At 35.6% G+C, this 24059-nt stretch carries 32 protein-coding genes; 9 read left to right on the top strand and 23 right to left on the bottom strand.

Features of this window, described 5'->3' with window-relative positions; translation table 11 throughout:
• Positions 1–187 precede the first annotated feature (187 nt).
• Together QFZ87_RS15455 and QFZ87_RS15460 are read left to right on the top strand one after the other, a co-directional pair.
• Positions 188–628 carry a YaiI/YqxD family protein gene (locus QFZ87_RS15455; protein ID WP_309862969.1) on the top strand — a complete coding sequence of 147 codons (441 nt, stop codon included), beginning with the start codon at positions 188–190 and terminating at the stop codon, positions 626–628.
• A 236-nt stretch (positions 629–864) separates the two neighbouring features.
• Positions 865–1482, top strand: coding sequence for a DUF47 domain-containing protein (locus tag QFZ87_RS15460; protein ID WP_309862973.1), 618 nt, complete (start codon positions 865–867; stop codon positions 1480–1482).
• Between the two features lie 57 nt (positions 1483–1539).
• Here QFZ87_RS15460 and QFZ87_RS15465 read toward each other — a convergent pair whose 3' ends face one another.
• Both QFZ87_RS15465 and QFZ87_RS15470 read right to left on the bottom strand, forming a co-directional pair.
• Positions 1540–1662: a hypothetical protein gene (locus tag QFZ87_RS15465; RefSeq protein WP_308079347.1), complete on the bottom strand. Its 123-nt coding sequence runs from the start codon at positions 1660–1662 to the stop codon at positions 1540–1542.
• Positions 1663–1839: 177 nt separating this feature from the next.
• Entirely contained in the window at positions 1840–2265 is a 426-nt protein-coding gene (locus QFZ87_RS15470) for a DUF1801 domain-containing protein (RefSeq protein ID WP_309862980.1), read from the bottom strand.
• A 155-nt stretch (positions 2266–2420) separates the two neighbouring features.
• Here QFZ87_RS15470 and QFZ87_RS15475 point away from each other — a divergent pair, with 155 nt between their 5' ends.
• Entirely contained in the window at positions 2421–3128 is a 708-nt protein-coding gene (locus QFZ87_RS15475; RefSeq protein WP_309862983.1) for a hypothetical protein, read from the top strand.
• A 4-nt stretch (positions 3129–3132) separates the two neighbouring features.
• Here QFZ87_RS15475 and QFZ87_RS15480 read toward each other — a convergent pair whose 3' ends face one another.
• Positions 3133–3675 (bottom strand): CBO0543 family protein, encoded by a 543-nt coding sequence (locus QFZ87_RS15480; protein ID WP_309862985.1) that lies wholly within the window; start codon positions 3673–3675, stop codon positions 3133–3135.
• A gap of 198 nt (positions 3676–3873) precedes the next feature.
• Between QFZ87_RS15480 and QFZ87_RS15485 the strand changes: the two genes are divergently transcribed.
• Positions 3874–4203, top strand: coding sequence for a hypothetical protein (locus QFZ87_RS15485; RefSeq protein WP_309862988.1), 330 nt, complete (start codon positions 3874–3876; stop codon positions 4201–4203).
• Between the two features lie 306 nt (positions 4204–4509).
• On the opposite strand, the gene QFZ87_RS15490 is transcribed toward QFZ87_RS15485, so the two are convergent.
• A complete protein-coding gene (locus tag QFZ87_RS15490; RefSeq protein ID WP_309862990.1) occupies positions 4510–4959 on the bottom strand; it encodes a hypothetical protein in 450 nt (149 codons plus the stop codon).
• 153 nt (positions 4960–5112) lie between these two features.
• Between QFZ87_RS15490 and QFZ87_RS15495 the strand changes: the two genes are divergently transcribed.
• Positions 5113–7437 carry a TOTE conflict system archaeo-eukaryotic primase domain-containing protein gene (locus QFZ87_RS15495; protein ID WP_309862992.1) on the top strand — a complete coding sequence of 775 codons (2325 nt, stop codon included), beginning with the start codon at positions 5113–5115 and terminating at the stop codon, positions 7435–7437.
• Between the two features lie 187 nt (positions 7438–7624).
• Here the strand turns inward: QFZ87_RS15495 and QFZ87_RS15500 are convergent, their stop codons facing one another.
• From QFZ87_RS15500 to QFZ87_RS15530, 6 genes are all read right to left on the bottom strand, one after another.
• Entirely contained in the window at positions 7625–7918 is a 294-nt protein-coding gene (locus QFZ87_RS15500) for a type II toxin-antitoxin system RelE/ParE family toxin (protein ID WP_309862995.1), read from the bottom strand.
• Positions 7906–8088, bottom strand: coding sequence for a hypothetical protein (locus tag QFZ87_RS15505; protein ID WP_309862997.1), 183 nt, complete (start codon positions 8086–8088; stop codon positions 7906–7908). The genes QFZ87_RS15500 and QFZ87_RS15505 overlap by 13 nt, the downstream gene beginning before the upstream one ends.
• A gap of 258 nt (positions 8089–8346) precedes the next feature.
• Positions 8347–8547: a hypothetical protein gene (locus QFZ87_RS15515; protein ID WP_309868122.1), complete on the bottom strand. Its 201-nt coding sequence runs from the start codon at positions 8545–8547 to the stop codon at positions 8347–8349.
• A gap of 105 nt (positions 8548–8652) precedes the next feature.
• Positions 8653–8973: a hypothetical protein gene (locus QFZ87_RS15520; protein WP_309862999.1), complete on the bottom strand. Its 321-nt coding sequence runs from the start codon at positions 8971–8973 to the stop codon at positions 8653–8655.
• Between the two features lie 15 nt (positions 8974–8988).
• On the bottom strand, positions 8989–9588 hold the full coding sequence (locus QFZ87_RS15525; RefSeq protein WP_309863001.1) for a hypothetical protein: 600 nt from the start codon (positions 9586–9588) through the stop codon (positions 8989–8991).
• Positions 9589–9726: 138 nt separating this feature from the next.
• Positions 9727–9864, bottom strand: coding sequence for a hypothetical protein (locus QFZ87_RS15530; protein ID WP_309863004.1), 138 nt, complete (start codon positions 9862–9864; stop codon positions 9727–9729).
• A gap of 202 nt (positions 9865–10066) precedes the next feature.
• Here QFZ87_RS15530 and QFZ87_RS15535 point away from each other — a divergent pair, with 202 nt between their 5' ends.
• Positions 10067–10564: a J domain-containing protein gene (locus QFZ87_RS15535; RefSeq protein ID WP_309863006.1), complete on the top strand. Its 498-nt coding sequence runs from the start codon at positions 10067–10069 to the stop codon at positions 10562–10564.
• Between the two features lie 149 nt (positions 10565–10713).
• On the opposite strand, the gene QFZ87_RS15540 is transcribed toward QFZ87_RS15535, so the two are convergent.
• The 6 genes from QFZ87_RS15540 to QFZ87_RS15565 all read right to left on the bottom strand — a co-directional run bounded on the left by QFZ87_RS15540 (position 10714) and on the right by QFZ87_RS15565 (position 16035).
• Positions 10714–11391, bottom strand: coding sequence for a hypothetical protein (locus QFZ87_RS15540; RefSeq protein ID WP_309863009.1), 678 nt, complete (start codon positions 11389–11391; stop codon positions 10714–10716).
• Positions 11392–11511: 120 nt separating this feature from the next.
• Entirely contained in the window at positions 11512–12750 is a 1239-nt protein-coding gene (sstT, locus tag QFZ87_RS15545; protein WP_309863012.1) for a serine/threonine transporter SstT, read from the bottom strand.
• 247 nt (positions 12751–12997) lie between these two features.
• The gene (locus tag QFZ87_RS15550; protein WP_309863015.1) at positions 12998–13309 is read right to left on the bottom strand and encodes a hypothetical protein; all 312 of its coding nucleotides are present in this window, start codon (positions 13307–13309) and stop codon (positions 12998–13000) included.
• A 119-nt stretch (positions 13310–13428) separates the two neighbouring features.
• A complete protein-coding gene (locus tag QFZ87_RS15555) occupies positions 13429–14196 on the bottom strand; it encodes a hypothetical protein (protein WP_309863017.1) in 768 nt (255 codons plus the stop codon).
• A gap of 14 nt (positions 14197–14210) precedes the next feature.
• Positions 14211–14678: a hypothetical protein gene (locus QFZ87_RS15560; protein WP_309863020.1), complete on the bottom strand. Its 468-nt coding sequence runs from the start codon at positions 14676–14678 to the stop codon at positions 14211–14213.
• Positions 14679–15072: 394 nt separating this feature from the next.
• On the bottom strand, positions 15073–16035 hold the full coding sequence (locus QFZ87_RS15565; protein ID WP_309863022.1) for a S8 family peptidase: 963 nt from the start codon (positions 16033–16035) through the stop codon (positions 15073–15075).
• Between the two features lie 400 nt (positions 16036–16435).
• Between QFZ87_RS15565 and QFZ87_RS15570 the strand changes: the two genes are divergently transcribed.
• On the top strand, positions 16436–16621 hold the full coding sequence (locus QFZ87_RS15570) for a hypothetical protein (protein ID WP_309863025.1): 186 nt from the start codon (positions 16436–16438) through the stop codon (positions 16619–16621).
• Between the two features lie 33 nt (positions 16622–16654).
• Here the strand turns inward: QFZ87_RS15570 and QFZ87_RS15575 are convergent, their stop codons facing one another.
• The 4 genes from QFZ87_RS15575 to QFZ87_RS15590 all read right to left on the bottom strand — a co-directional run bounded on the left by QFZ87_RS15575 (position 16655) and on the right by QFZ87_RS15590 (position 20109).
• The gene (locus tag QFZ87_RS15575) at positions 16655–17134 is read right to left on the bottom strand and encodes a hypothetical protein (RefSeq protein WP_309863028.1); all 480 of its coding nucleotides are present in this window, start codon (positions 17132–17134) and stop codon (positions 16655–16657) included.
• Positions 17135–17485: 351 nt separating this feature from the next.
• Positions 17486–18139, bottom strand: coding sequence for a vWA domain-containing protein (locus tag QFZ87_RS15580; protein WP_309863030.1), 654 nt, complete (start codon positions 18137–18139; stop codon positions 17486–17488).
• Positions 18140–18217: 78 nt separating this feature from the next.
• Positions 18218–19219 carry a macro domain-containing protein gene (locus QFZ87_RS15585; protein ID WP_309863032.1) on the bottom strand — a complete coding sequence of 334 codons (1002 nt, stop codon included), beginning with the start codon at positions 19217–19219 and terminating at the stop codon, positions 18218–18220.
• Between the two features lie 164 nt (positions 19220–19383).
• Positions 19384–20109, bottom strand: coding sequence for a YwaF family protein (locus tag QFZ87_RS15590; protein ID WP_309863034.1), 726 nt, complete (start codon positions 20107–20109; stop codon positions 19384–19386).
• A gap of 191 nt (positions 20110–20300) precedes the next feature.
• On the opposite strand from QFZ87_RS15590, the gene QFZ87_RS15595 reads away from it, so the two are divergent.
• Positions 20301–20474 (top strand): hypothetical protein, encoded by a 174-nt coding sequence (locus QFZ87_RS15595; protein ID WP_309863036.1) that lies wholly within the window; start codon positions 20301–20303, stop codon positions 20472–20474.
• Between the two features lie 100 nt (positions 20475–20574).
• Here the strand turns inward: QFZ87_RS15595 and QFZ87_RS15600 are convergent, their stop codons facing one another.
• Positions 20575–21141, bottom strand: coding sequence for a hypothetical protein (locus QFZ87_RS15600; RefSeq protein WP_309863040.1), 567 nt, complete (start codon positions 21139–21141; stop codon positions 20575–20577).
• A gap of 155 nt (positions 21142–21296) precedes the next feature.
• Positions 21297–21842 (bottom strand): helix-turn-helix domain-containing protein, encoded by a 546-nt coding sequence (locus QFZ87_RS15605; protein WP_309863043.1) that lies wholly within the window; start codon positions 21840–21842, stop codon positions 21297–21299.
• A 141-nt stretch (positions 21843–21983) separates the two neighbouring features.
• Between QFZ87_RS15605 and QFZ87_RS15610 the strand changes: the two genes are divergently transcribed.
• The gene (locus QFZ87_RS15610; protein ID WP_309863046.1) at positions 21984–22607 is read left to right on the top strand and encodes a LysE family translocator; all 624 of its coding nucleotides are present in this window, start codon (positions 21984–21986) and stop codon (positions 22605–22607) included.
• Positions 22608–22666: 59 nt separating this feature from the next.
• Here QFZ87_RS15610 and QFZ87_RS15615 read toward each other — a convergent pair whose 3' ends face one another.
• Positions 22667–23905, bottom strand: coding sequence for a Bcr/CflA family multidrug efflux MFS transporter (locus QFZ87_RS15615; RefSeq protein ID WP_309863049.1), 1239 nt, complete (start codon positions 23903–23905; stop codon positions 22667–22669).
• Positions 23906–24059 lie beyond the last annotated feature (154 nt).

The raw sequence follows: 24059 nt of genomic DNA on the forward strand, positions 1-24059 counted from the left end.
TAATCTATATACCTAAAAAATGCATATGTATGTGTGAAACTATATCAAAACTATAACGGTATTAACAACTAGTCTTCCACAAAATTGTTCATGAGATTTTTTGCTAAAGCTTCTTCAACGTTTGACAAAAACGGATTCTGCCATTATTATCACTATCAATTCGAACTTTTTTATGGGAGAGATAAAGATGAAAATTTATGTTGATGCAGATGCTTGTCCAGTAAAAGATATTATTATCTCTGAAAGTAAGATTGCGGAAATTCCTGTTGTCCTTGTCACTAGCTTTTCTCATTTTTCTAATGCTGAACAACCTTCAGGAGTGGAAACCATTTATGTTGATTCTGGAGCAGATGCTGCGGATTATCGGATCATGAAGTTAGTACAAATAGGAGATATCATTGTTACGCAAGATTATGGACTTGCTTCGCTCGGTTTAGCAAAAGGGTGTACAGTTCTCCACCATAAAGGGTTTACCTATACAAATGAAAACATAGATCAATTATTACAAACCCGTTATTTTAGTGCAATGGCTCGAAAAAGCGGAAAGCGTACAAAAGGGCCAAAACCATTTACATCAGAAGATAGAGAAAAATTTAGGGAGCTTTTTAAAAGAGCGATTTCACTCTAAGTTATTTTTACTTCTTTTTCTTCGATGAGATTTTATATGTTAGTGACAGGAAACGGAACCAGTTAAAAAACTGATTCTTTTTTTTATACTAAAAATCCAAACTCTCACCCACATTATTTTCAGACTTACATGGGTCGTTCGCCGTTACTGTTTGTCCAATGGCTGCATTTATTATAGTAATTGCGTAAATAAATTCATTGGAAGACGGACGAATTTGACAATGTGGGGGAGTTATTTTGGCATCCAAAAAGAAAGACAAGTTCTTTACCCATTTAATGGACATTTCTTTAAATTTAAAGGAAAGTGTGAACTACTTTGCTGACTACCAAATAAAAAATATAAGTGATCTCAAAATTTTTTCCGAAAAAATGAAAGAATATGAATCTAGAGGTGACGTCTTGGTTCATGACCTTATCATTGACTTAAATCTTGTGTTCATTACTCCTATAGAACGTGAGGATATCCTCTCTCTCTCTCTTAGCATGGATGATATTCTGGACGGTTTACACCATACCGCTGCCCTTTTTGAAATGTATTCTGTTATTGAAACAGACGAGTTCATGCATCAATTTGTTGATGCAATTAGAAACTCTGTCTACGAAATTGATTTGGCGATTAAAATGTTATCTACAAAGAAATTATTAAGCATCAGAGAACACGTACTTAAAATTAAAGACTTGGAATCATCATGTGACCACATCTTGCGCGGCTCAATAAAACAGCTGTTTGCCTCTGAATCGAACCCTATCCGTATTATTCAATACAAAGAAATCTATGAAGGACTTGAAGAAATTGCGGACTCCTGCCAAGCAGTAGCAAACATGTTTGAAACCATCATTATGAAAAATAGTTAAACTTTCATAAAAAAGTGAATAAATAAAAGGGACAGGTTTAACTGTCCCTTAAAATTTTTACTTATTTACATCTCTTTGGGCTTTTAATGCTTTCTTTTCAAGGCCATTTGCATTTTCTTTAGCAAATTCTACATCTGCTTTTGGTAGAGCCTTATTCCTGCTATTCTTATTTTTTGCCATTTTTTCACCACCCTAAGTTATTTCTGTGTGCCAACTTTTTTGGTTTTGCACCCACGGTTTTAGTTTGCTTACTTTCCATAAGGCTATGCTTGCAAGTCACCCTCTAAACTCTTTAAATACCTATTATTAATAAATAATTGCATGACAAATAAAACTTACATAACTTAAAAAAAAGAACTAGCATCCATTCGGATACATTTCTTGCAAAAACACAACAGATTCCTTGATTAATTCCTTTAACACTTCAATATCAATATCCGCCACTTTGTTAATGTACACACACGCTTTACCTGTTGTATGTTTTCCGAATTCCTTAAGTAATTGTTCTCGCTTATTTATACAAGGGGCGAAATACAAACTGATTTTTGCCTTGCGTGGGGAAAAACCTACTAGTGGAGCATCTCCTTCATGACCAGATGCATATTTATAATGGTACGAACCAAATCCAATAATACTCGGTCCCCACATTTTTGCTTGATAGCCCGTAGTTTCTGTAAATAAATCTAATAATTGATAAGCATCTTCCCGTTTTTTAGGCTGATCTACTTGTTCGATAAACTCAATAACACTGTTGTCGGTTTCTTTTGTTTTTAGTTCATACATCGCAAAAAACCTCCCTTTTCTTTGTAGCATTATAGGATTACTCCTCACTCTTATACTACGACATATAAAACCTTTTTCCTTCTTTCTTTGGATATTGTAAGTTTAGATTGAAACAAATGCATTATTGAATCGTCTATTAAGGTGGAGGTGGTAATTTGCGGAAATTAATAAGTCTTTTTCTATTTATTATTATTTTCTTAGTAGGCTGCGGAACGAACCAACATACCGTTATTGATTGGGTAGATTTTGTGAAGTGGGATGGAGTAATGTATGATGGGATTTATTCAGGGGTCTTATCAGATGAGAAGCACATTGGTGAAAAAATCGGAGAGGTGAAATTCAGAGTCGCAGACAATGTTTCTGACCCGGAATATAAAGTAAAAGACGGAGATGCTGCCTTTCATGAAAAAGGAACAGACATTTTTAAAGTTAAAGGGTATCCACATGTAATAGCTGTGAAATCAACACGTGCCATCCATAAATACCAACTATATTACTCAAGAGAACACACAAAAAACAAATGGAACTATCAAGATCTGCCGCTTGAAAAAGTAAATAAAATCGAAATCTATCAAGCCGCTACCATGGAAGAAAACAAACAAATAACGGAAATAAACGATCTTGAGAAGCTTTCACGCTTCCTAGAGATACTAAGAAATAGTCAAGACTCCCCCAACTTCGAGCCAAACACAGACAATGGAGATCCTACTTACTATAAAATGGTCTTCTACACCGGAGAACCCATAGCTTACATGTTTGACCTAATGTATGACGGCAAAACCTACTACTGGTACCCATCCGAACCAGCCACCCTATCAAATGACATGCAAACCTTTTTTGGGGACAGTCCCCCGGCGCAGTAACGCATTAACGCTCTGGGGGACTGTCCCCCACATAGAGCAACCTTTCAACAAACCATTTGTTCACTACTCCTAAGAGGATATAGATGAGGAATGAATAGTAATATTCCCAATTTAATGGTTTGTAGATATTCATCCATGTAAAAACGGGTTCCGCTACAAAAGTCGCCCCCGCTGCCAATATGGTCTGGGCAATTAAAAAAGCCTTCCACTTTTTAAAATACTGATAAACAATCATATATGTAATAGGCATCACGGTTAAATCAACCGGATTTAATCGTGCACTGATCGGAATCAATTGATACTGATAAATCCATAACGTAAAATGGGATCCAATATCATCGAATAAAATGGAATAAAGAGAGATGATGGTGCCATATAGCAGAATTTCAATGATTCTTTTTTTGTCCGCGAGCTTCCACCATAGGATCCACGGCATAATGGAAAGACCAAGTAATATCCACCACTGGTATGTGAAAACCACATCATGTATCCAATACTCATTTCTCTTCTCCGCTATTTTTTTCATTAAATTTATTAGTTCTTCCATTGGCTCGTCCTTTCGTCATTCGAAACATTATTTTCTATCATAATGGTTAAGAATGACATTTTGAACCTTTAGTGGACAAAATTGGAATAAGGTCGTAGCATGTTACTACTTTGGTACTATTTAAAATTATTCATATATATACCATTGTGTAATTTTTTCTAACTTGTAAAAAGATAGTAATAGTGGAATCTGAATAAATTGGAAATTATACTTCGTAAAAGAGAGAGGAAAACCATGTTCCTACACTTTTTATTGGATCTTGTTGAGGGATTATTCATTAGTTCAGGAGGCGGCGGCGTATTAAATACACAAAAAATCGATCAAAACATCGACCTTTTAAAGCGGCAAGCGTGGTTTAATCTACTATACCAGGATGAGCGGTATCATCGACTATTCTTCGTCAATCGACGTGTGAGAAAGTATTTGCAAAGTACGATTCGTGTAAAAAAAATCATTAGCAACCCTAAAGCACAACAGAAGTTTTTGTTATTTCTGGATAAGGAGGTTGAACGTTCAAACAAAACCTAAATAATATTTATATGTATAAAAACACTCTCTATATGACTGGTGGCTCTACATCCTGCCTGTTTTAGGAACATAGAGGGATTCTACGTGACCGGACGCCTTACATCGAGCCTGCTTTGGTCACGTAGACGGCTCCTACGTGACCGGCGACCTTGTTTCCTCCCTATTTGAGAACGTAGATGGCTCATACCTTTTATTAGCCAATCATTTACAACCATTTCAGTAATCCATATTGATTTTACTTGTTCAATTACAAAAATCTATTAGCTTTATTCTAATAAAAGTGAGAGATCAACCTTCTTTAAATAACTAAAATGGTAAATCCTCATCATCGATATTTACTCCATGACTTCGTCGATTAAATTCTGATGTACTTCCTTCATCATATTCATTTTCCATTTCTTCTCTAGTAATGCCAAACGGTACTCCATTTTCTGTATATCCTGCAATAAAATAAAGCATATCATCCTCGAAATCTTCCGATTGCTCTTTTTCACGTTTTCTCTGTTCTTTTTGTTTTTGTCTCGCAGCAATTGATTGTTTAACTTGGTCTTTATAGGACTTTTTAAATTTATAGCCTAGCATTTCAAGCTCTACTATGGCACATAACAGGTCTACTCCAAACCAATTACTGTAACCTTTTGCCAGGTTTTTTCCGTTGTATTGTTCTGCCCATTTCTTTGCATTTTGTAGACGGCCGCTTCGGGTATATCGTTTCCGCCTTGGCGTATTATTAGTGTTATGTTTATTCTTAGCCAAAATATTTCCTCTTTTCTCATAAAAAAAACACATTCCAGTTAACATAATAATATTATAGTTTTAATATTTCTATCTATCAAACCTCCAATTTTGTATAAATTATTAGATTTAAGGTAAAATTGTTTTATATAAAACTATTTTGAGGGTATTAAAGTGGAGCACAATCTTATTTTAAAGGAACTTGAACTTTTACGAAAAGAAAATAATTACCTTAAACATCTACTAGCTAATATGATGCATCAGCGAGAAGAAAAAACAGCGACATCCAATGAGAATTTGCTGGTAAGCAGCCGCTCTCATCCTGAAGAGAAAATAAAATTATTTAAAAGTTTATTCATAGGAAGATTAGATGTTTTTGCCTATCGCTGGGAGTCAGAGGATGGGCGAAAAGGTTATGCCCCTTCTTGTGAATTGGAATGGCAAAAACCAATCTGTCAAAAGCCAATAGTAAAATGTTCGGAATGTTCAAATCGTAAATTAATCCCCCTTAGTGACCAGATACTTTATCAGCACCTAAGTGGTAAAAAAACAGTTGGTATATATCCTCTTCTTCAAGATAACACGTGTTTTTTTCTTGCTATCGATTTTGATAAACAGAAATGGCAAAAAGATGTCTTAGCGTTTGTAAATGTATGTAAAAGTGCTAATTTGCCAGTTTACATTGAACGTTCAAGATCTGGAGAAGGAGCACATGTTTGGTTTTTCTTTTCAGAGAGTATTCCTGCTTCGCTAGCTAGGAAACTTGGAGAACAGCTACTTTTCCAAAGTATGGTATATCAAAATGGGGACAGGAACAATTCATTTGACCGTATGTTTCCGAACCAAGATAACCTACCAACAGGTGGATTTGGAAACTTAATTGCCCTTCCACTACAGCTTCATTCCAAAAACCAAGGAAATAGTGTGTTTGTTGATGCAAATTTCATTCCTTATCAAGACCAATGGCTATACCTATCAAACATTGAAAAGATTAATAAAAAACAAGTGATATCATTATTAAACACTAAAATTCATTCTGAAGTTCAAAAACAAAGTCCTCTATCTACCCTTCCAGATAAAGTTAGCGTGACTTTGAAGAATGGTCTATATTTAGAAAAGAACTCAATTCCTGAAGTAATTTTCTCAAAGATAACTTCACTTGCTTCCTTTGGGAATCCTGAGTATTTTAAAGCACAATCCAAAAGATTATCTACCTATGGTATGCAAAAGGTAATTAACTGTTTTGAAGAAAATATAGATTCTATCATACTTCCACGTGGATGTTTAGAGGACTTAGAAATCCTACTCAAAGAACTCTCAATTGAACTTGAGATAATTGATAATTCTTTTGAGGGAGAAAAAATTAATGTTAACTTCCATGGTCAATTAACAACTCAGCAAGAAGATGCCATCCAATCTATACTACCAAATAGAACTGGAATACTTGCAGCTTCCACTGGATTTGGAAAAACAGTGACTGCTGCTGCAATCATTGCCAAAAGGCAAGTAAATACTCTTGTAATTGTAGATCGGACTCAATTAATCCAACAATGGATTTCCAGTCTATCATCTTTCCTCCAAATGGATACAAAAGAAATTGGTCAGATTGGAGGCGGTAAAAAAAAGATAACAGGAAAAATTGACGTAGCAACTATACAAAGTCTTAATTCAAATGGTGAATTAAAATCATTTATTACTCAATATGGACAAGTTATTGTAGATGAATGTCATCATATTTCTGCTTTTAGTTTTGAAAAAGTGTTAAAACGAGTTCGTCCAAAATTTATACATGGACTTACTGCTACTCCCATTAGAAGAGATGGACTACAGCCAATCATATTTATGCAATGTGGACCAATTCGTTATAAAACTGATGCAAAAACTCAGGCAAAAATTAGGCCGTTTTTACACACATTAATACCAAGGATCACAAAATTTCATTTTGATTCTAATAATATACAAGAAATTTTACAGGCAATCTCAAGCGATGAAGCGCGAAATCGACTATTATTTGATGATGTGCTGAAGGAGTTAGAAAATGGGCGTTCCCCCATCATATTAACTGAAAGAATAGAACATCTTGAAAACCTTCAAAAAATCTTTAAAGGTTTTGCAAAGAATATTATTGTCCTTACAGGAAATATGAGTAAAAAAGAGCAGAAGAAAGAAATGGAGCGTCTATTAAATATACCTTTTAATGAAGAACGACTTATTCTTGCAACTGGAAAATATATTGGTGAAGGCTTTGACGACCCACGTTTAGATACACTATTTTTAGCAATGCCAGTTTCATGGAAAGGTACTCTTCAGCAATATGTAGGGCGTTTGCATAGGATTCATTCAAATAAACAAGAGGTAAAAGTTTATGACTATGTTGATGCTAAGGTCCCCCTTTTAAAAGGAATGTATGAAAAACGTTTTAATGGCTATAAATCAATGGGTTATACTTCTATTGAAAATAAAAAGGAAAACCCAAATGAGCAGATGAAATTATTTTAATCGACAGCTTTTAAACACTAAATATTAGTAATCCACCTAATTATCAAATGATAAGGTGGATTATTTCACTTAATTTACTCTTGCTGTAAAAATGAAAATTGAACCTGGGAAGTAATTTTGAGTGGAAATCGGTGTTGTAGAATTTGTATGAAGTCGGAAGGGAGGTTGAAATTATTAGTCATAATTGTTATAGTTCAAACTGAGTAAGGTTCCTTGCATTATGAATAATTCTAACAATAGCCATTTTGTCTGTATTTATAAGGTAAATTATCCTATAGTTTAGGAATATTTTTTCTCTTATCTTTTCTTCATTAAATTCAGGAACAATTCTTCCTGAATAAGGAAATGCTGCAATCGTTTCAATCATATCAATAATTCTTCTTGCAAAGCTTTTTGCATATTCCTCAGAATCGTTTGCAATATAATTACATATTTCTTCTAAATCACATACAGCTGACTCAGACCATCTCAACTCAACCATTTTGATATTTTCTCCTTGACCTCATTATGTGAAACAGCTTTTCCATTATTAAGATCCTGAAGTCCCTTTTCAACTTTTGCTATAACCTGAAGTTCTTCCAAAATATCCTCTAACGATACATTTTCAGGTAAACCTTTGATTATTCTAATGACATCTTCTTTAATACTCATCAATATCCCTCTCTTTCTTAAAATCTACTTTCATTATAATTCAAATTTATTTTCTTAGCTAATTCAATCCGAAGTCTTTCCCAATGATTGTTATTTGCCGAGATGTCCCGGTTCCCCTTACTAAACTGGTGATTTTCAGGAAACCTATCAGCTGATTACAGAAGGATGCCAAGCATTACTCGTAAAAATTCGTCACAAACAATACCTTTACACACATAAAAACAGAGCAACGGCTTTAGGTCCGCTGCTCTTAAAAAACTACTGTAAATTAAAGAAAACCTGGCCACCCACCATCTCTTCATATCGAAGCTGCGCTTTTTCTCCTGCTTTCACCAACTTCGCAATGTAGCCTTCTTTTTCATTCCCTACATACATTTCGAAGCTGAAATCAGGATCGGTGGACCCGACCACATCTCCACTATAAATATCTCCGCTTTCACTCACCGCTGTAAAATTCATAATCCCATCAATATGAAAGGCTAAATCCTTTGTTTCAGACTCAACAAATTTTACTTTTACTTTTGCAAGAACCCACTCATATCCTTCAGGAGCCGGATCATTAAATTAATTCATCGCTTTTAATTTTTGAAAAGCAGCATCCCCACGAGTAACTTCCGTAACAGTTAAATCGAATTTAATTGGAAAAGCGTCACCGTTGTCATTGTATAACTCATCATCAACGGTTGCTGTTTTTTGGTACGGAACGGGATTCGTTCTTGATCCTAGCTTAGATTCTTCCTGTTCTTTTGCCTTTGTTTCATCTTCTTTTTTGGTTTCTTCCTGCTTATCCGTATCTTCCTTTACAGTGATATCCTTTGTATCTTGTCCGCAAGCCGCTAACATAAAAAATAAAATAACAGAAACGAAAAACCTTCCAAATTTCATTTTGCTGCCACCTCTTTATTCGCTTTTCTTATCATTAAAATCATCAGGATACACAATTTGGTCAAACTGTTTTTGTGTTGCCTGATCTTTAAGATAAATGGTTACTCTTGTATCTTCAGATTTCACTCCGTTATACAGCTGATACACCATACCAGCCATCCCTAAACCAAAGGCTGCAAATCCATCCATGCTATTTTCATACGTTGCTTTATCAACCACCATAGTAAACTCAGTAAAGGAGTCATTATAAGTTATATCCTTAATGGATTTATAATCCTCTTTATTCTGTTTTGTCTCATTGACTACATCGATAATATTGGCCTTCATTTCTTTCATCATTTTTTTATGCTTTGTTTTAGACATCTTATAGGTTAACGATCCATCTTCATTTTTAGTAACCTTAATGCCCTCTTTTTCAACATCGGCGATAACCTTGTTAATATCCTGGCCCTCGAACATCGACGCCGGCAAGGTGATTTCCACATTAAAAAGCCCCTTGTCTACATCCACCGTTTGTTCCTTGTTTTGTTCGCTTTCCTTTGATTCTTCCTTATTTGCACACGCTGATAAAAATATAAGTACTAGTGCAAAAAATATGTAAGTAAACCTCCGCATGATGACAACCTCCTGTAAGGATTTATCTTAGTTTTCCTTATTTTTAACAAAATACACGATATTTTTATTCAGATAATTGGAAAAGCCCACTATCTTCAAATAGTGAGCTTCCTTCCATACTTTACTTTCTCTCTCATATTATTGCTTTTTAATAGGAGTGACCACAGAAAATAAACTTTCAGTTGGATCGGATACATTAAATTCAATAATCTTGTATCCATTATCCCCTTCCTTGTACTCGCTTTTAGTTGAAACTATTAATTGATTACAATCCATTTTTCTTTCTTCCCTTCTAACATTCTCACAGAAGTTACTATATGACGAATATTAAAAAGTGTGCATTTTTTTAAAAAATTAGGTCATTCACCTGTAAACAGACTTTAACTTAATGTCACACTCCTGTTCTTTTTCTGAAAAAAATTAATGATATGATATTTTTAGAATGCTTCTAAAGAATGAAAAAAAGAGAGTGGAAACTATGTTAAACGTAAAAGAAGCTGCTGAACATTTAACCTCGGCTGGCATAGCCGCAAATGACGAAGAAGTAATGAAGTGGATTGAGGAAGGAAAAATTAAGGCCGAAATAGCCTACAGAAGAAAGACTACCTACAAAATTAATCTTAAAGATCTTACTGAATTTATTATTCAAAAGCATGCCGCTCAGCTTACAACTCAAGTAGAACAGTCACATCGAGAAAACCGCAATCTTACCGAGCAATTAGACTATTTAAAAACCCGGATACATATTGAACAATCAAAGGTACGCACCTTAAAAAAATTGCTTAATGAACAGATTGAAGTTAACAAACCAAGTACTTTTCCCTATGATGAATTGTTAGGATTGAAGAAACAAGACTCAAACAGCCACATACTTAAAAAAGAATTTAAGAAACTGCTGAAAGCCCTCCATCCTGACCGAGGCGGAGATGAAAGGCTTTTTAAAGTATTCAATGAACACTACGAAAACCTTAAGTAATCAAGTCCATCAAATGGATCGGAACCAAGGAAAATATGTTGCTATGGCATTTGATTAAGTAATTTTATTATTTGATTGTAGAAGGACGTGGAATTGAACCACGTCCTTCTACTAACTTTGATAACATTCGAAGTCCTTCTCACGCTTTACTACTCTATATTGCTATCAATGAACACAAATTTAGTTGTATCTTTGTCAGTACTAAAATTCTCTACACGTTCACTACCTATTACTTGCAAGTTAAAACCTGATGATACTTTTTGTGGTCCTGTATTATCTATTTTTTGAAGATTCTTATTCTCGAGAAGGTAATAATTTCCTTCCACTAGTCTTCCTTCAGTCCAACCAGATGAAACGATTAATTTATATTCAGATTTACTATTATTAAAAAAATCTTTTTGATTTAAAATATCGAGTGCTGCAAAAAATCGAGTGGCATCCACCAATTTATCATATTGTAGCCATTCACTTACCGTATTTTTGCTAATGTGGATTTGATTTTCTTCCTTTAATTCACAAGAAAAACAGTTGCTATAATGAAAAACTTTAAATGTATCATCATCTTTGTCAACTAAATCAAATCTAACTGAGTAAATACGGTTATTCTTATCAAGAATTAATTGGAAATCCTCAATTTTCGCGTTTTCCTTTGAAACCTTTAATTCTTCTCTAAATAACCTCCAACTTTCTTTACTATTTACTGTATGAAAGTCAGTCTGTTTATATAAAAGGACTTTTTTTACGTAATTCTCATTAAAATAATAAATACTAGAAATTATTGCTAATACTATGATTGCACCACTAAGCGCCCTTCTCTTGATCTTCAAATGCTCCTCCCCCTTTTTCTCATTTTACCATAAATATCCTGTTCTCTTATTGAACGCAATAAAAAAATGACGTGTGCCAATTCACACGTCATTTTTTTATATTTTAATATTCTTTCTTCATTATGAAGCTTTTTGAATACGAATGTTCTTTCCTTCTTTACGTTGCTTTCTATATTCAGCTGCTGCTGTAAAAAGAACGTCTGTAGAAGAGTTTAGAGCAGTTTCAAACGAATCCTGTAAAACTCCGATGATAAATCCTACTCCAACGACCTGCATCGCAACATCCCCAGGAATTCCGAATAAGCTACATGCAAGTGGGATTAACAATAAGGAACCACCAGCAACACCTGAAGCACCGCAAGCACATACAGCAGACAGAACACTTAGAATGATCGCTGTAGGAATGTCCACATGAATGCCAAGTGTATGCACGGCTGCAAGCGTTAAAACAGAAATAGTAACGGCTGCACCAGCCATATTAATCGTTGCACCTAGCGGAATCGATACAGAATACGTATCCTTATCAAGATTTAAATCTTCACATAATTTCATATTCACAGGAATATTAGAAGCAGAGCTTCTTGTAAAGAATGCTGTAATTCCACTTTCCTTTAAACACTTAAAAACAAGTGGATATGGGTTTTGTCTGATATTTACAAACACAATAATTGGATTCACCACTAGAGCAACTTGGAGCATACAGCCAATCAAAACAGCAAGCAATTTACCATAACTAAGTAATGATTCAATTCCATTTGTAGTAATAGAATCAATAACTAAACCCATAATACCTAATGGAGCAAAACGAATCACCCAAGTAACCAATTTAGAAACGGCATCTGACAAATTAGCAATCATTGTTTTTGTCGTATCAGCAGCATTTTTTAAAGCCAAACCAAGAAGTACCGCCCATGCTAAAATACCGATATAGTTTGCATTAAAGATTGCTTTTACTGGGTTATCTACTATGTTAAGTAGTAAAGTTTTAAGAACTTCCACTACACCGCCAGGAGCCGTTACACCCTCCGCACCCTTTCCGAGAGTTAAACTTACTGGGAACATAAAGCTAACCACAACCGCAATGAATCCAGCTAAAAAAGTGCCTAAAAGATAAAGAACGATGATGGATTTCATATTGGTTTTATGACCACTCTTATGCTGTGCAATGGCCGACATAACCAAGAAAAGAACCAATACAGGCGCTATTGCCTTCAAAGCACCAACAAATAATGAACCAAAAATGACCACTGGTTTTGCTACATCTGGAACCGATACGGCTAGGATGATCCCAATAATCAAACCAACAATAATTTGTTTGACTAGACTAAGCTGATTCCATTTTCTCCATAAACTTTTCAAAGATAGTCCCCCCTAGTAGTATAAGATAATTTCAACAATTCTGGTTAATTTAGAAGTGCTGGCAAGAGTCTCCATTCCTAGCAAACTAGTAAACGGATAACTTCTTCCACCACAACATCTTAACCATTAAATAATAAATAGTATTATATAGAATATTTAGATATATTACAATAGCATCATTACTATTGTAAACAAAACAATTTCCTCAAAAAAATAAAGCTCTAGTTGTAACCAGAGCTTTTACGGTTTAATTTTCGATTCGCTTTTCAATATTAAACAATCGCTTGTCCATTTCTGTTAACCTGTTATTTATATAGTCCACTTCGAAATCTGTTTTCTTTTTAGTCATCTTCAAAATTCCTACTACGTCCTCAGCTTGGGCAGTTTCAATTCTATTAACAGTTCCTTTAATCTCCCGGATATCAGATTTCACTTCTACCAAATCAGTTTTTACTTCTACCAAATCAGTTTTTACTTCTTTCATATCTGTTTGTACTACTTTCATATCTGTTTGTAATTCTTTAATTCCTTTTAAGATTTCTAGAATCTGTTTTTCCATTCCGCTCACCATCCATTTTTTTATTATAAGGGTATTTTTAATTGAATTCTACTTAATTACTGCAATATCTGAAGTGAAATAATTATTTGAGAAATAAATAGGGGGTTTATTCAGAGTGACTAGATTACCGAGGATGCATTGGCTTGCTCTTTAGAGATGATTTTTTCTATTTGTAGCATAACTGAAAGGACGTGAATAAAAGCTTCATGTAAGGTAGATGTTCTTAAATATTTTTCATAATGATGATGGATGCAGCTTGCCATTGCTTCTCTTGCTAGGTAGTCAAAATGGTAAAAGTCAACGATTGGGAAAAATAATCCTCCACCTAATGGAAGTAGGGTCCCTGCGATGAATTCTCCCTTTTTAACAGGGCATGCGGTCGGATCATATATGACAACATCCATTGTTTCTTCCGCCAAAACGTCAATCGCAACAAATGCACGATCATTATATGTATGGCCGACATAATAGAACTTAGGGATTGCACGATTACATTCTCTCAACCAGGAGGTAATAAAGGGCTTGTTTCTCAGCATATGGTTCTTTTGTGCAATATAATCATCCATACATCTCAACTTAGGCTTACGCGTCGATTGATATAATAAGTCCCACCAAAAGAGATTGTCCAGTAATCCTTGGCGTTTTTCTTTACTAGGTTGAAGGTCATCTACCAATTCCTTCAGAAGCGAAAGGTTCTCATCATGGTAATACTCATCAATCGCATAAATCATAAAGTCTCGAATATATTCATCTACCATTACCTCCCTTAATTCCTCCGAAACAGGATAATCTGTTCGAAATGTTTTTGCCTTCAAATCTGATTGGACAAGTTCAAGCACATTTTTAACGTTTTCTTTTAGTTTCATTTTCTTCATCAATCCTTTCATATGTGTTTTTGTAATTATTTATTTTTAGGTTGCTCTAGTTTACTCACCTTTCTCTTTACGCTCGCAACCTCATTGAAAAGCAATTCAATATCAGCATTTACATCTGATTTAAATGTCCTCATATCTTTACGGAAATGAGTTAAATTTTCTGTTAATAATGTAGTAGAATGCTTAATAATATTTATAATTTCAGATTGACCAGCTCTTAATTCTTTTATGTCTTTTCTCATTTCTCCTTGACCTGTCTCCAATTTCCCTACCTGATTAGATAATTCTTTTTGTCCACTTTTTAAGTCATTTTGCACAATTGTAAACTCAGCTTGCCTCCTTGTTAATTCCATTTGACCTTTTTTTAATTCTTCTTGTCCAGTTTCAAGATGAGCCATTCGATAAAGAACTTCCATTTGGCTCTTTTCCAGGTTTCGAATAGAACTACTATTGTTTTCCAACTCTGAAAGAATTTTATCTAATTTTTCTTCCATAAACAAAACCTCCGATATTAATTTAATATAAACTAAATAAACTGTCTTACCACTCTTATTAGACAGTATACTCCGTACAGAGATAATGACAAAATGCACCTTTATTTATAAAAAGTTAAACATTGGGTCTAAAAATAAAGGAAAACAAAAATAATGAAGGTCAAATTATGATTTACTAGATAGGAAATGAGTGGATAAATTCAATCTTCAATGGTAAAAGAATGTGGGAATTAGTGTTAGTATTGCAAGGAGAATTTTAATGATAAATAACAAACCTAGTATATCATTAATATAATTGGAATGCTGATAGCAAAACTAGATTTCACAAAAATGTAATAATTAGTCAAAAAACAGTGCCAAAGAAATTCCTCGGCACTGTTTTTTTATATTTTTATTAAACCTTCATCACTTCTACTACTTGCTTTGTATCGAAAACCCCTGTTAAGTAGTCTACAGCCGTCAGATATAACAGTCCATTCCCCTCTAGCTTTGGAGAATTACCTAAAGGAACCGTTCTCTTTATTAATTGCGCGTAGATTTCAGGCTCTGTTAACTCTCTCTCAAACGATTCAAACGTAAGAGCTTTTAAGAGAGCTAAAGCACCAGAAACATGAGGAGTGGCCATCGAAGTCCCACTAAGCTTGGCATATTTTCCTTTTAAATAGGTAGAAAGTATATTTTCACCAGGAGCTACGAGATCCACTTCATTATTCGAATTAGTAAAATCAGAAATTTGTCTCTCTAAATTAATCGCTCCTACACTAATTACTTCGTTATAAGACCCAGGATAACCAAATTCATCAGTTGTATCCCGGCCATCGCCTTCATTGCCGGCCGCACAAACAACAAGGATATTATTTTCGACCGCTTTTTGAATCGCTTCATGTAATTCAGGCACATCCTCAGGTCCGCCAAGGCTCATGGAAATAATATCAACCTTTTGTTCTATCGCATAATAGATCCCATTGATGATCCATTCATATTGGCCAGAACCATTTCTATCAAGGACTTTGACAATTAATAGATTCGCTTCAGGAGCTACACCAACAACTCCTTTTTGGTTGATCGTCGCTGCCATCGTACCAGCCACATGGGTGCCATGACCATTGTAATCCCGAAACACCTCTTTAATACCTTTGTCATCCCTCGTGAAATTCCTTCCACCAATAATCCGTTCCCTCAAGTCGGGATGTGTTAAATCACAGCCGGTATCAAGTATAGCAATCGTGACTCCCTTTCCCTTTGTCTTCTCCCAGACTTTCGGGGCCTGTATCATGTCTACCCCTTTTGGCACCTCGGTTACTTCTTCAACCTCTGCAATCACTTGGTACGGAATCAAGCGTACGTGTCGCTCCATTATTTTCCCTCCTGACAGATTTATTGAAGCCAACCCATGATGTTATTAATAGTTTAACAATTCAGAATCTATTAATATTGATTCTTTTGGCATATTTTTCTATTAAACCACTCCTTTCCTTATTGGGAAAAAAATCATCCTACCACCTTTTATATAGGAGAATAATAGAAGAAGAGACAGCTTATAATAGAAATAATTTTCTACAAATCGTAGAAACAGCTTTTGATTTACCGTCTTAATTTGTCCGAAAAAGAAATATATTTACTTTTCCTAATAAAATTTGAAGATTCATGTAGATAAGTTTTATAACTTGATTGCAGGAAAAAACCTATTCGTTATAAAAATAGTAAAGTAGGCGGAACAGACGTCTAACGAATAAGTTGAAAGGTGGTCATGATCCTTGGCAACGGATTTATCCCTGCAACAAATCGTCGAAGGTCTACCGAAGTCTTTGTTATATGCATCTGATAGGGATTTGGAAGGATTCCAAAAAATTATCGAAGAAACAATTAGATTAAGAGAAGGTCATAAAAACCTACAAAAGATGGTTAAAAACTTCTCAACCACTACGATTCAGAGGACTTAAAACATACTGACTAAAACTATTTTGAAGGTGTAATCACCTTCTTTTTTCTTTGCTGTTTTCACAACCTTTTGACAATGTTTCTGCTTTCTCTGCCAACACTGGCTGAAGTTGCCCTGCCTTTTGACAATGTTTCTGCTTTTCCCACCAACTCTGTCCGAAGTTGCGTTGCCTTTTGACAATCTTTCTGGTTTTTCCTTCAACACTGTCTAAAGTTGCCTTGACTTTTGACAGTGTTTCTCCTTTTCTCCCAACTCTGTCCGAAGTTCCCTTGACTTTTGACAGTGTTACTCCTTTTCTCCCAACTCTGTCCGAAGTTGCCTTAACTTTTGACAGTGTTTCTCCTTTTTCTCCCAACTCTGTCCGAAGTTGCATTTCCTTTGGACAATGTTTCTGCTTTTTCCACCAACTCTGTCCGAACTTGACTAATCTTTGGACAATCTTTCTGCTTTTTCCTTCAACTCTGTCCGAAGTTGCCTTCCCTTTTGACAATATTTCTGCTTTTTCCACCAACACTGTCCGAACTTGACTAATCTTTGGACAATCTTTCTGCTTTTTCCTTCAACTCTGTCCGAAGTTGCCTTCCCTTTTGACAGTGTTACTCCTTTTTCTCCCAACTCTGTCCAAAGTTGCCTTGCCTTTTGACAGTGTTACTCCTTTTCCCTTCAACGCTGTCCGAAGTTGCTTTGCCTTTTGACAATATTTCTGCTTTTTCCACCAACACTGTCCGAAGTTGCCTTGACTTCTGACAATGTTTAAGTTATTACTGCTTACTCTGTCAGAAGTGGCACCTGAATCAGGAACAAAATGTCCAGAACACAAAAAAGGAAGCTAGATTTCCTTTGCTTCCTTCTAATTCTATTAAAATTATATATTCTTTGAACGACGATTATAATCCCTCTCAATGCCTTCTTTCCAGTTCCGTTCAATCTTTTTCCCGCTGCGAAGACTACTCACTGCTTCATTTACAGCTTCATAATTTAATTGCGTTCCAACCTCGTCCGCGTGGTAATCAACGGCGAATTCCTCATCGATTCCAAATCTAGCAGCCGTTGTCACCGCATCAATATTTGCTCCAAGGAACAGGAACTCCCAGCCATACTTCTCCTTTTGATGATGGACCATTTTTTTAATTTTATCAGCTGTGAATTCATGGCTGGCATTCTCCATCCCATCCGTTGTAATCACGAATAGAACCTTTTCTGCTTGTTCCTCTTCACTCGTTTTCTTTTGTACATTGACGATTTTTTGAATCGTAAAGCCAATGGCATCTAATAAAGCAGTCGTTCCCCTTACTTCATAATCCTCATCGGTCATGGGAGAAATGCCTTTTACATTGATTCTGTCGTGCAATAATTCGTATTGATGGTCGAATAAGACGGTAGTAACAATAGCTTCTCCTTCTGCTTTCTGCTGCTTCGCAAGCATGGCATTAAAGCCGCCAATGGTATCCGCCTCGAGTCCTGCCATTGACCCACTTCTATCTAAAATAAACACTAATTCAGTAACATTCTTTTTCATAAATTGTCATCCTCCGTTCTTTGATAAACTAAGGATAACAATTTTTCAAAAAGAAAAGGTCGCTTCGAAAGCGACATTTCAGGCACCGAGTAAGGGCTGATCAAAAGCGAATAACGCTTCATTGATTTCATGAATATTGTAGTTAGCCTGCTGGATAAAGTACTCAATGATGACATCAAATTTACTGCTTCGTGACAATGTAAACCCAGCAGCAGACAGCAGTTCCAACGTTTCCTCAAAACACAATCCAAGTGCAATGGCTAACGCAACGGCCGTTTTCTTTTTTGGAGTATAATCAACCCCAGTCCGAATTTTAGAAAATAATTTTCGGTCCATATTGGCCCGTTTATACGTTTCCACATCCGTCATACCTTTTTCATCAATAAAGCGTAACAATCTTTCTGAAAAAGACTCCTCGAGTTGATCCAACATATTTACTAAAGAATACTCTGCTTCCTTAAATATCTCATGTTGAAGGGGTACATCCTCAAACAATTCTTCTAAAACATATGGATCTTGTCTATTCCGGTTAAAAGTGATACTGGCTTCATCTACATAATTCTCGTCAATATACTCATCAATCGATTGAAATAATTTCTTGCTAATTCCAAACGAACTTTTGTCAAAAACAACCAGGTAAACAAACATGTCATGCTGTAACAGGAAGGAACTAATGGTGGAAATAGCAATTTGCAATGCCTCTTCCTTTGGATAGCCATAAATTCCAGTTGAAATCAACGGAAAGGCAATCGATTCACATTGATAGTTTTTTGCTAGTTCCAAAGAGCTAGAGTAGGATTCCTGTAACAAGCTTGCTTCTTGATGCGTACCACCCTGCCAAATCGGTCCTGGAGTGTGTATGATGTATTTTGCTTCCAGCTTAAACCCATCAGTAATAACGGCCTCTCCCACCTTGCAGCTGCCGATTTGATCGCATTCCTCCTGCAACTCACTAGCACCCGCCGCACGAAAAATGGCTCCACAAACACCGCCACCCTTTTGGAGCGATGTATTTGCGGCATTCACAATCGCATCTACCTTCATCTTCGTAATATCGTTCCGAACAATTTCTAATGGCATAATTTTTCCCTTCCCCAATTTTTTCGATTAATCCTTGGGTCAATTATACCAAAAAAGAAAAGCGCTGGAGCCGGACAATTCTCGAAATAGAACTATATACATTCTTATAATGTTATAAAAGACCGAACATGCACTCACATGTCCGGTCCAGTAATTGACGGTTCTTATATAGTCTTTTGAATTTGTTTCTTCTTGCTTTCTATCCTTTGTAAAATTTCCATTGGTATATAGGTAATTCCAAATACAATCAGTGCAGCAATCTCAAGATTGATATAATACATAATCCCAGTTCCGAAGAATGTGAGAATGGTTTCTGATTGTGTTGGAGCGGCCAGGTAGAAAAAGTTCGTGTCAATCAACTTATTTAAGATAAAGATCGGAACGGCAATAATATTAGCGGTTATATAACTAGACAAGATTGCTTTCCTTGGAACTCTGTAACCTTCATATAGGATAAAATACAGTGCGGCTAATGGAAGAACGGAATGGTGAAGGAAATATTCTATAAAGCGGAAATGTGGGAATGTGTAGACCATTTCTGGTGTAACCATAGCTAAAAATGGAGGAAGTGTACCGAAAAAATATAACAAATAAAACATCTTAGTATTCTTTTTCAAAAATAAATACATCGCTAAAAAGGTACTAAGCGAACAAAGCTGTAAAGGAAGATCACTCACGTCCCATTGATCGGTTAGGATTAGCCATAGATGCGAGGAAATTTCACAGGCTGGCAAAAGAATAAATAGTGTCCATTTAATAATCTGCTGATATATCTTACGTTTGTTTCTGAAATACACTAAAACACCACAGGCTACAAAGAATACCACTAATGTCCAAATATGAACAGAAGAAAATAACTCAAATCCCTGCATTCCTGTCACAGAAAACATGATGTTATCACCACCTCTCGCTGTTCGGTGAAATGCTGTTATTTTAAGTGTATTCAGCGGTAGAAAAAAATGGCACGAATTAAATTCATTTCAAAGAAAAGGTAACTCAAGATTCCTTCTTAGCATATAATCATGGTGGGCGGGTGATTGATGTGGAGAATAAGGTAGAACAAGCATTTAAAATCAATTTTTTGAAAATCGGCATAATGACCAATACTGGAGTTTTACAAATTGGTGTGGGGGCAGGTGGTAAAAAACAAGGTACTCCAGCCGGATATACTACCATTGGAGAGTCTTTAGTGCATGTTCCAGCACCTGCGGTTCCCTTGCAAGCACCAGTACGAGATTTTGCAAAAGGTTTGTAATTTTGATACGTTTAGAGGATTGTTTTAACGGGTCCGTTACCTAAAAAATGACCAACAAATTTGCTGGTCATTTTTGTTTGATTTAAAGTTGTTTTTTAAGTTAATTTCCCTTGTTATATGGCATTTGGTCTAGAACGTAGCCATCAGGTGTCATCACTTTATATTTTGTGTTTTGAGAAAGGTATTTGGTTGGCAGCCAGACCTCTTGATAGCCTGAATGGGTCGGCTTTACGATAAAGCCAATCCCGTTATTATCCTTTTGTACATCTGTGATAACTGCACCGAAGACATAAAACCCGACATGGTCACTGCTTAGTTTCTGTTTTGGAAATTTTCCTTGCTCATTCCGTTCAATTTGCGCGATAGAATAAAATTCAATTCTTTCGGAAGGTCTCATAGGAACCATAAATAATTGATGAGAATAGATAAATGCAATCGCCTTCTTGATTCTTGTATCACCTAATCCCTTTTTGAGCCAAGGGCTATCCCATTCCGCTGCATAAGTAGGTTTTGTCCATGTTTTATTATGAACACGGATTGTATATGGAATGTGTTCTACATTGCTGGAGGAAATGTTGTTTTCGGCGGGTAGCGTTTGATCGGATGAATCAATGGAAAATCCAAGAAGTAAAAGTATGACGAATGGCGGCAATAGATATTTAAACAAGGCGCACACCTCCTTTTGTTTAGCCTTCCACGACTAGATCGATAATATGTATAAAACTTCAAAAAATAAATCACTAAAATAAGACAAAAACGCTTAGCCAATTCAATCTTATTTTAAATTAAACCGAATTCCCTCGCATTCGTTCAACAAAGATATTAAAAAACCGGCGGAGTGACCGAAAAAAGGACGGATGCTTTCTCATTAAAATGATTTTCCCATTTATGCTTCATATGTGCGGGTATCTTTACACTATCTCCAGGCTCTAAAATGTATTGCTCATCATCTAAATACACCTTTATTTTCCCTTCCAATACAAAAGCAACTTCTTCTCCTTTGTGTTCCAAAAGTTTCTCAGATGAAGAGGTATTCGGAGGAACATTCATAATCGCAGTTGCCAGCGATCCTGAAAAATCAGGTGACAATAATTCATATGAAAGTCCATCTACAATCATTTTTTTTCGCTCATTTGACTTCACAACTAAATCAACAGTATTTGTTTCTTCTAGTAAAAAACTAAAAGTAGGAACATCAAGGGCCTTAGCTAAAACCTTTAGAGTTTGAATAGAAGGATTGGCTAATCCTCGTTCAATTTGACTTAACATGGATGGTGTAATTTCAGCTATCGTGGCTAATTCTCTATTGCTTAAACCTTTGGCTTTTCTGTATTTCTCCACTTTTTTACCGATATCTATATTTTCCATTAGGTGCTCCTCTAATTAAAAATAATTAAATTTTATTAAATAATAATTAACAACACGTAGTGCATGTGTTAAATTATATTTAACTAATTTAAATTATATTTTACCTACTTGCATTTTACAAGTCAGGAAGGAGTGGATAAAATGAATGACTTCTTTACGTTTTTAATCCTCTCATTATTTGTTGTCATGAGTCCAGGAATCGATACAGCACTCATTACAAAGAGGACGATTTCAGATGGAAGAACAGATGGCTATAAAATGGCTTTAGGTATTACAGCTGGATCCTTGGTACATACCTTCGCTGCTGCCTTTGGACTTTCTGCTATATTAATGCATTCTGCCGTTGCGTTTGAAATTGTTAAATATGCGGGTGCCATTTACTTGATCTACCTCGGATTATCTTCTTTCATCTCTAGGAAAAAGAAGAAAGCTGCTAGTGTTGAAAACCAAAATCATTCTGAGCTGAAAAAGTCAGCTTTTAAACAAGGTCTCTTTTCAAATGTACTCAATCCTAAAGTGGCCATGTTCTTCTTAACCTTTTTACCCCAATTTGTTCAACCGGGAGCTGCCGTTACACAACAACTCATTATAATGGGTGTTATATACACACTCCTATCCATCACTTGGTTTTTTGTTTACGTCTTTTTCATAAATTATTTGCGTGAATGGCTTATGTCTCCGAAAGTGCAAAGGATTATGGATAAGACAACAGGACTTATATTAATTGGATTTGGATTAAAATTGGCTTTAGGTAAACAACAATAAGTAACTTGATACCAAAAAACGCTAAACTCAAATAAAATGAGTTTAGCGTTTTTTTATTATTATTTTTGTTTAGATAACTTAATAGCTGTTTTAGTAGGTTTTATCTGTATCGAAGCTTTTCGTACTAAACCAAAATAGGATAAGAAAGCTAGAAAACTGGCGCTGAAAATGATGCATCCCATAGGAATTCCTGTATTTGGCCCTGCAATACCCACTAGCGGAGCTGATATGGAGCCGAGGACAAAAGGCAATACCCCTAATAAGGCAGAGGCACTACCCGCAATATGTCCTTGCGTTTCAATGGCTAAAGCAAAACACGTGGTTCCAATAATACTTATAGAACCTACAAAAAAGAAGATCGGAATGGCTACGGCGAGAAGCGGTGCATTTAAAAACAAAGCGATTAATAATGAAGCACCCGCAATGGTAGAAATCGCTAACCCTATCTTTAAGAAAGTCCGCTCCGGAATGAGGTCTGCCAAACGGCCAACCAACTGACTTCCAATAATTAAAGCTATCCCATTTACTCCAAATAAAAAACTAAATTGTTGGGGTGTGACTCCATATATATTCTGATAGACAAACGGAATCCCAGATACATAGGCAAAGATTCCAGCAGTCGTAAAACCTTGCGTTAATGCGTATCCCAAGAATGTTCGATCTCTGAATAATGAACCAAAGTTCTTCAAAATTTGTGGTAAATTGCTAGGAACACGATTTTCAACTGGCAGAGTTTCTTCTAATTTTAATGAAACAGTGAAAAGCAACACCGCACCTAAACAAGCCAAAGCAACAAAAACCCCATGCCAATTGGTAAAAGCAAGAATCCCCCCTCCGGCTATGGGTGCAACGATTGGCCCAAGGTTCCCCACTAACACCATCATTGTAAAAAACTTGGTCAGTTCCCTTCCACTAAAAAGATCTCTGACAATCGCTCTTGAGATCACAAGTCCACCTGCGGCAGCAAAGCCCTGGACTAAACGGGATATAATAAGGAAATAGATATTAGGTGCAATCGCACATGTCAGCGAAGCAAGTAAGTACAAGACGATAAAGAATATCAAAGGTTTTCGACGGCCTTTCACATCACTCATAGGACCAATGATCAATTGCCCTAGTCCCAGACCTAATAAACATGAAGTTAAACTAATTTGTACCAATGAAGCTGTGGTGTGATAATCTTCTACAATCGTTGGAAAGGATGGCAAATACGTATCAATTGTAAAAGGTCCTAATAGTCCAAGTGATCCTAAAAGTAAAGCAAGCTGTATTCGTTTTTTTCCACTCGGTTTATTCAATGTCCATCGCCTTTCTAAAAAAATATTTGTTTATTCACTTATTTCAATTTATTTCGATATACTAAATAAAATAATTTTAATTATAACCTTTTCTTTTTCAATGGTAAACAATAAAAAAGGTTATGTTTTTTGCTTGACGGCGAATGGCACATTT

It is taken from the genome of Bacillus sp. SLBN-46, from assembly GCF_031453555.1.
Lineage (GTDB): Bacteria > Bacillota > Bacilli > Bacillales > Cytobacillaceae > Neobacillus.

What these genes read in the sequence shown, in the direction of transcription:
- QFZ87_RS15525 (WP_309863001.1), bottom strand. Translation starts at nt 9,588, where the DNA reads ATGCGGAGGTTTACTTACATATTTTTTGCACTAGTACTTATATTTTTA.
- QFZ87_RS15500 (WP_309862995.1), bottom strand. Translation starts at nt 7,918, where the DNA reads ATGGTTGAGTTGAGATGGTCTGAGTCAGCTGTATGTGATTTAGAAGAA.
- QFZ87_RS15470 (WP_309862980.1), bottom strand. Translation starts at nt 2,265, where the DNA reads ATGTATGAACTAAAAACAAAAGAAACCGACAACAGTGTTATTGAGTTT.
- QFZ87_RS15550 (WP_309863015.1), bottom strand. Translation starts at nt 13,309, where the DNA reads ATGGAAAAACAGATTCTAGAAATCTTAAAAGGAATTAAAGAATTACAA.
- QFZ87_RS15515 (WP_309868122.1), bottom strand. Translation starts at nt 8,547, where the DNA reads ATGAATTTTACAGCGGTGAGTGAAAGCGGAGATATTTATAGTGGAGAT.
- QFZ87_RS15535 (WP_309863006.1), top strand. Translation starts at nt 10,067, where the DNA reads ATGTTAAACGTAAAAGAAGCTGCTGAACATTTAACCTCGGCTGGCATA.
- QFZ87_RS15555 (WP_309863017.1), bottom strand. Translation starts at nt 14,196, where the DNA reads ATGAAAGGATTGATGAAGAAAATGAAACTAAAAGAAAACGTTAAAAAT.
- QFZ87_RS15585 (WP_309863032.1), bottom strand. Translation starts at nt 19,219, where the DNA reads ATGCCATTAGAAATTGTTCGGAACGATATTACGAAGATGAAGGTAGAT.
- QFZ87_RS15590 (WP_309863034.1), bottom strand. Translation starts at nt 20,109, where the DNA reads ATGTTTTCTGTGACAGGAATGCAGGGATTTGAGTTATTTTCTTCTGTT.
- QFZ87_RS15520 (WP_309862999.1), bottom strand. Translation starts at nt 8,973, where the DNA reads ATGAAATTTGGAAGGTTTTTCGTTTCTGTTATTTTATTTTTTATGTTA.
- QFZ87_RS15505 (WP_309862997.1), bottom strand. Translation starts at nt 8,088, where the DNA reads ATGAGTATTAAAGAAGATGTCATTAGAATAATCAAAGGTTTACCTGAA.
- QFZ87_RS15565 (WP_309863022.1), bottom strand. Translation starts at nt 16,035, where the DNA reads ATGGAGCGACACGTACGCTTGATTCCGTACCAAGTGATTGCAGAGGTT.
- QFZ87_RS15480 (WP_309862985.1), bottom strand. Translation starts at nt 3,675, where the DNA reads ATGGAAGAACTAATAAATTTAATGAAAAAAATAGCGGAGAAGAGAAAT.
- QFZ87_RS15560 (WP_309863020.1), bottom strand. Translation starts at nt 14,678, where the DNA reads ATGGAAGAAAAATTAGATAAAATTCTTTCAGAGTTGGAAAACAATAGT.
- QFZ87_RS15455 (WP_309862969.1), top strand. Translation starts at nt 188, where the DNA reads ATGAAAATTTATGTTGATGCAGATGCTTGTCCAGTAAAAGATATTATT.
- QFZ87_RS15530 (WP_309863004.1), bottom strand. Translation starts at nt 9,864, where the DNA reads ATGGATTGTAATCAATTAATAGTTTCAACTAAAAGCGAGTACAAGGAA.
- QFZ87_RS15605 (WP_309863043.1), bottom strand. Translation starts at nt 21,842, where the DNA reads ATGGAAAATATAGATATCGGTAAAAAAGTGGAGAAATACAGAAAAGCC.
- QFZ87_RS15465 (WP_308079347.1), bottom strand. Translation starts at nt 1,662, where the DNA reads ATGGCAAAAAATAAGAATAGCAGGAATAAGGCTCTACCAAAAGCAGAT.
- QFZ87_RS15610 (WP_309863046.1), top strand. Translation starts at nt 21,984, where the DNA reads ATGAATGACTTCTTTACGTTTTTAATCCTCTCATTATTTGTTGTCATG.
- QFZ87_RS15580 (WP_309863030.1), bottom strand. Translation starts at nt 18,139, where the DNA reads ATGAAAAAGAATGTTACTGAATTAGTGTTTATTTTAGATAGAAGTGGG.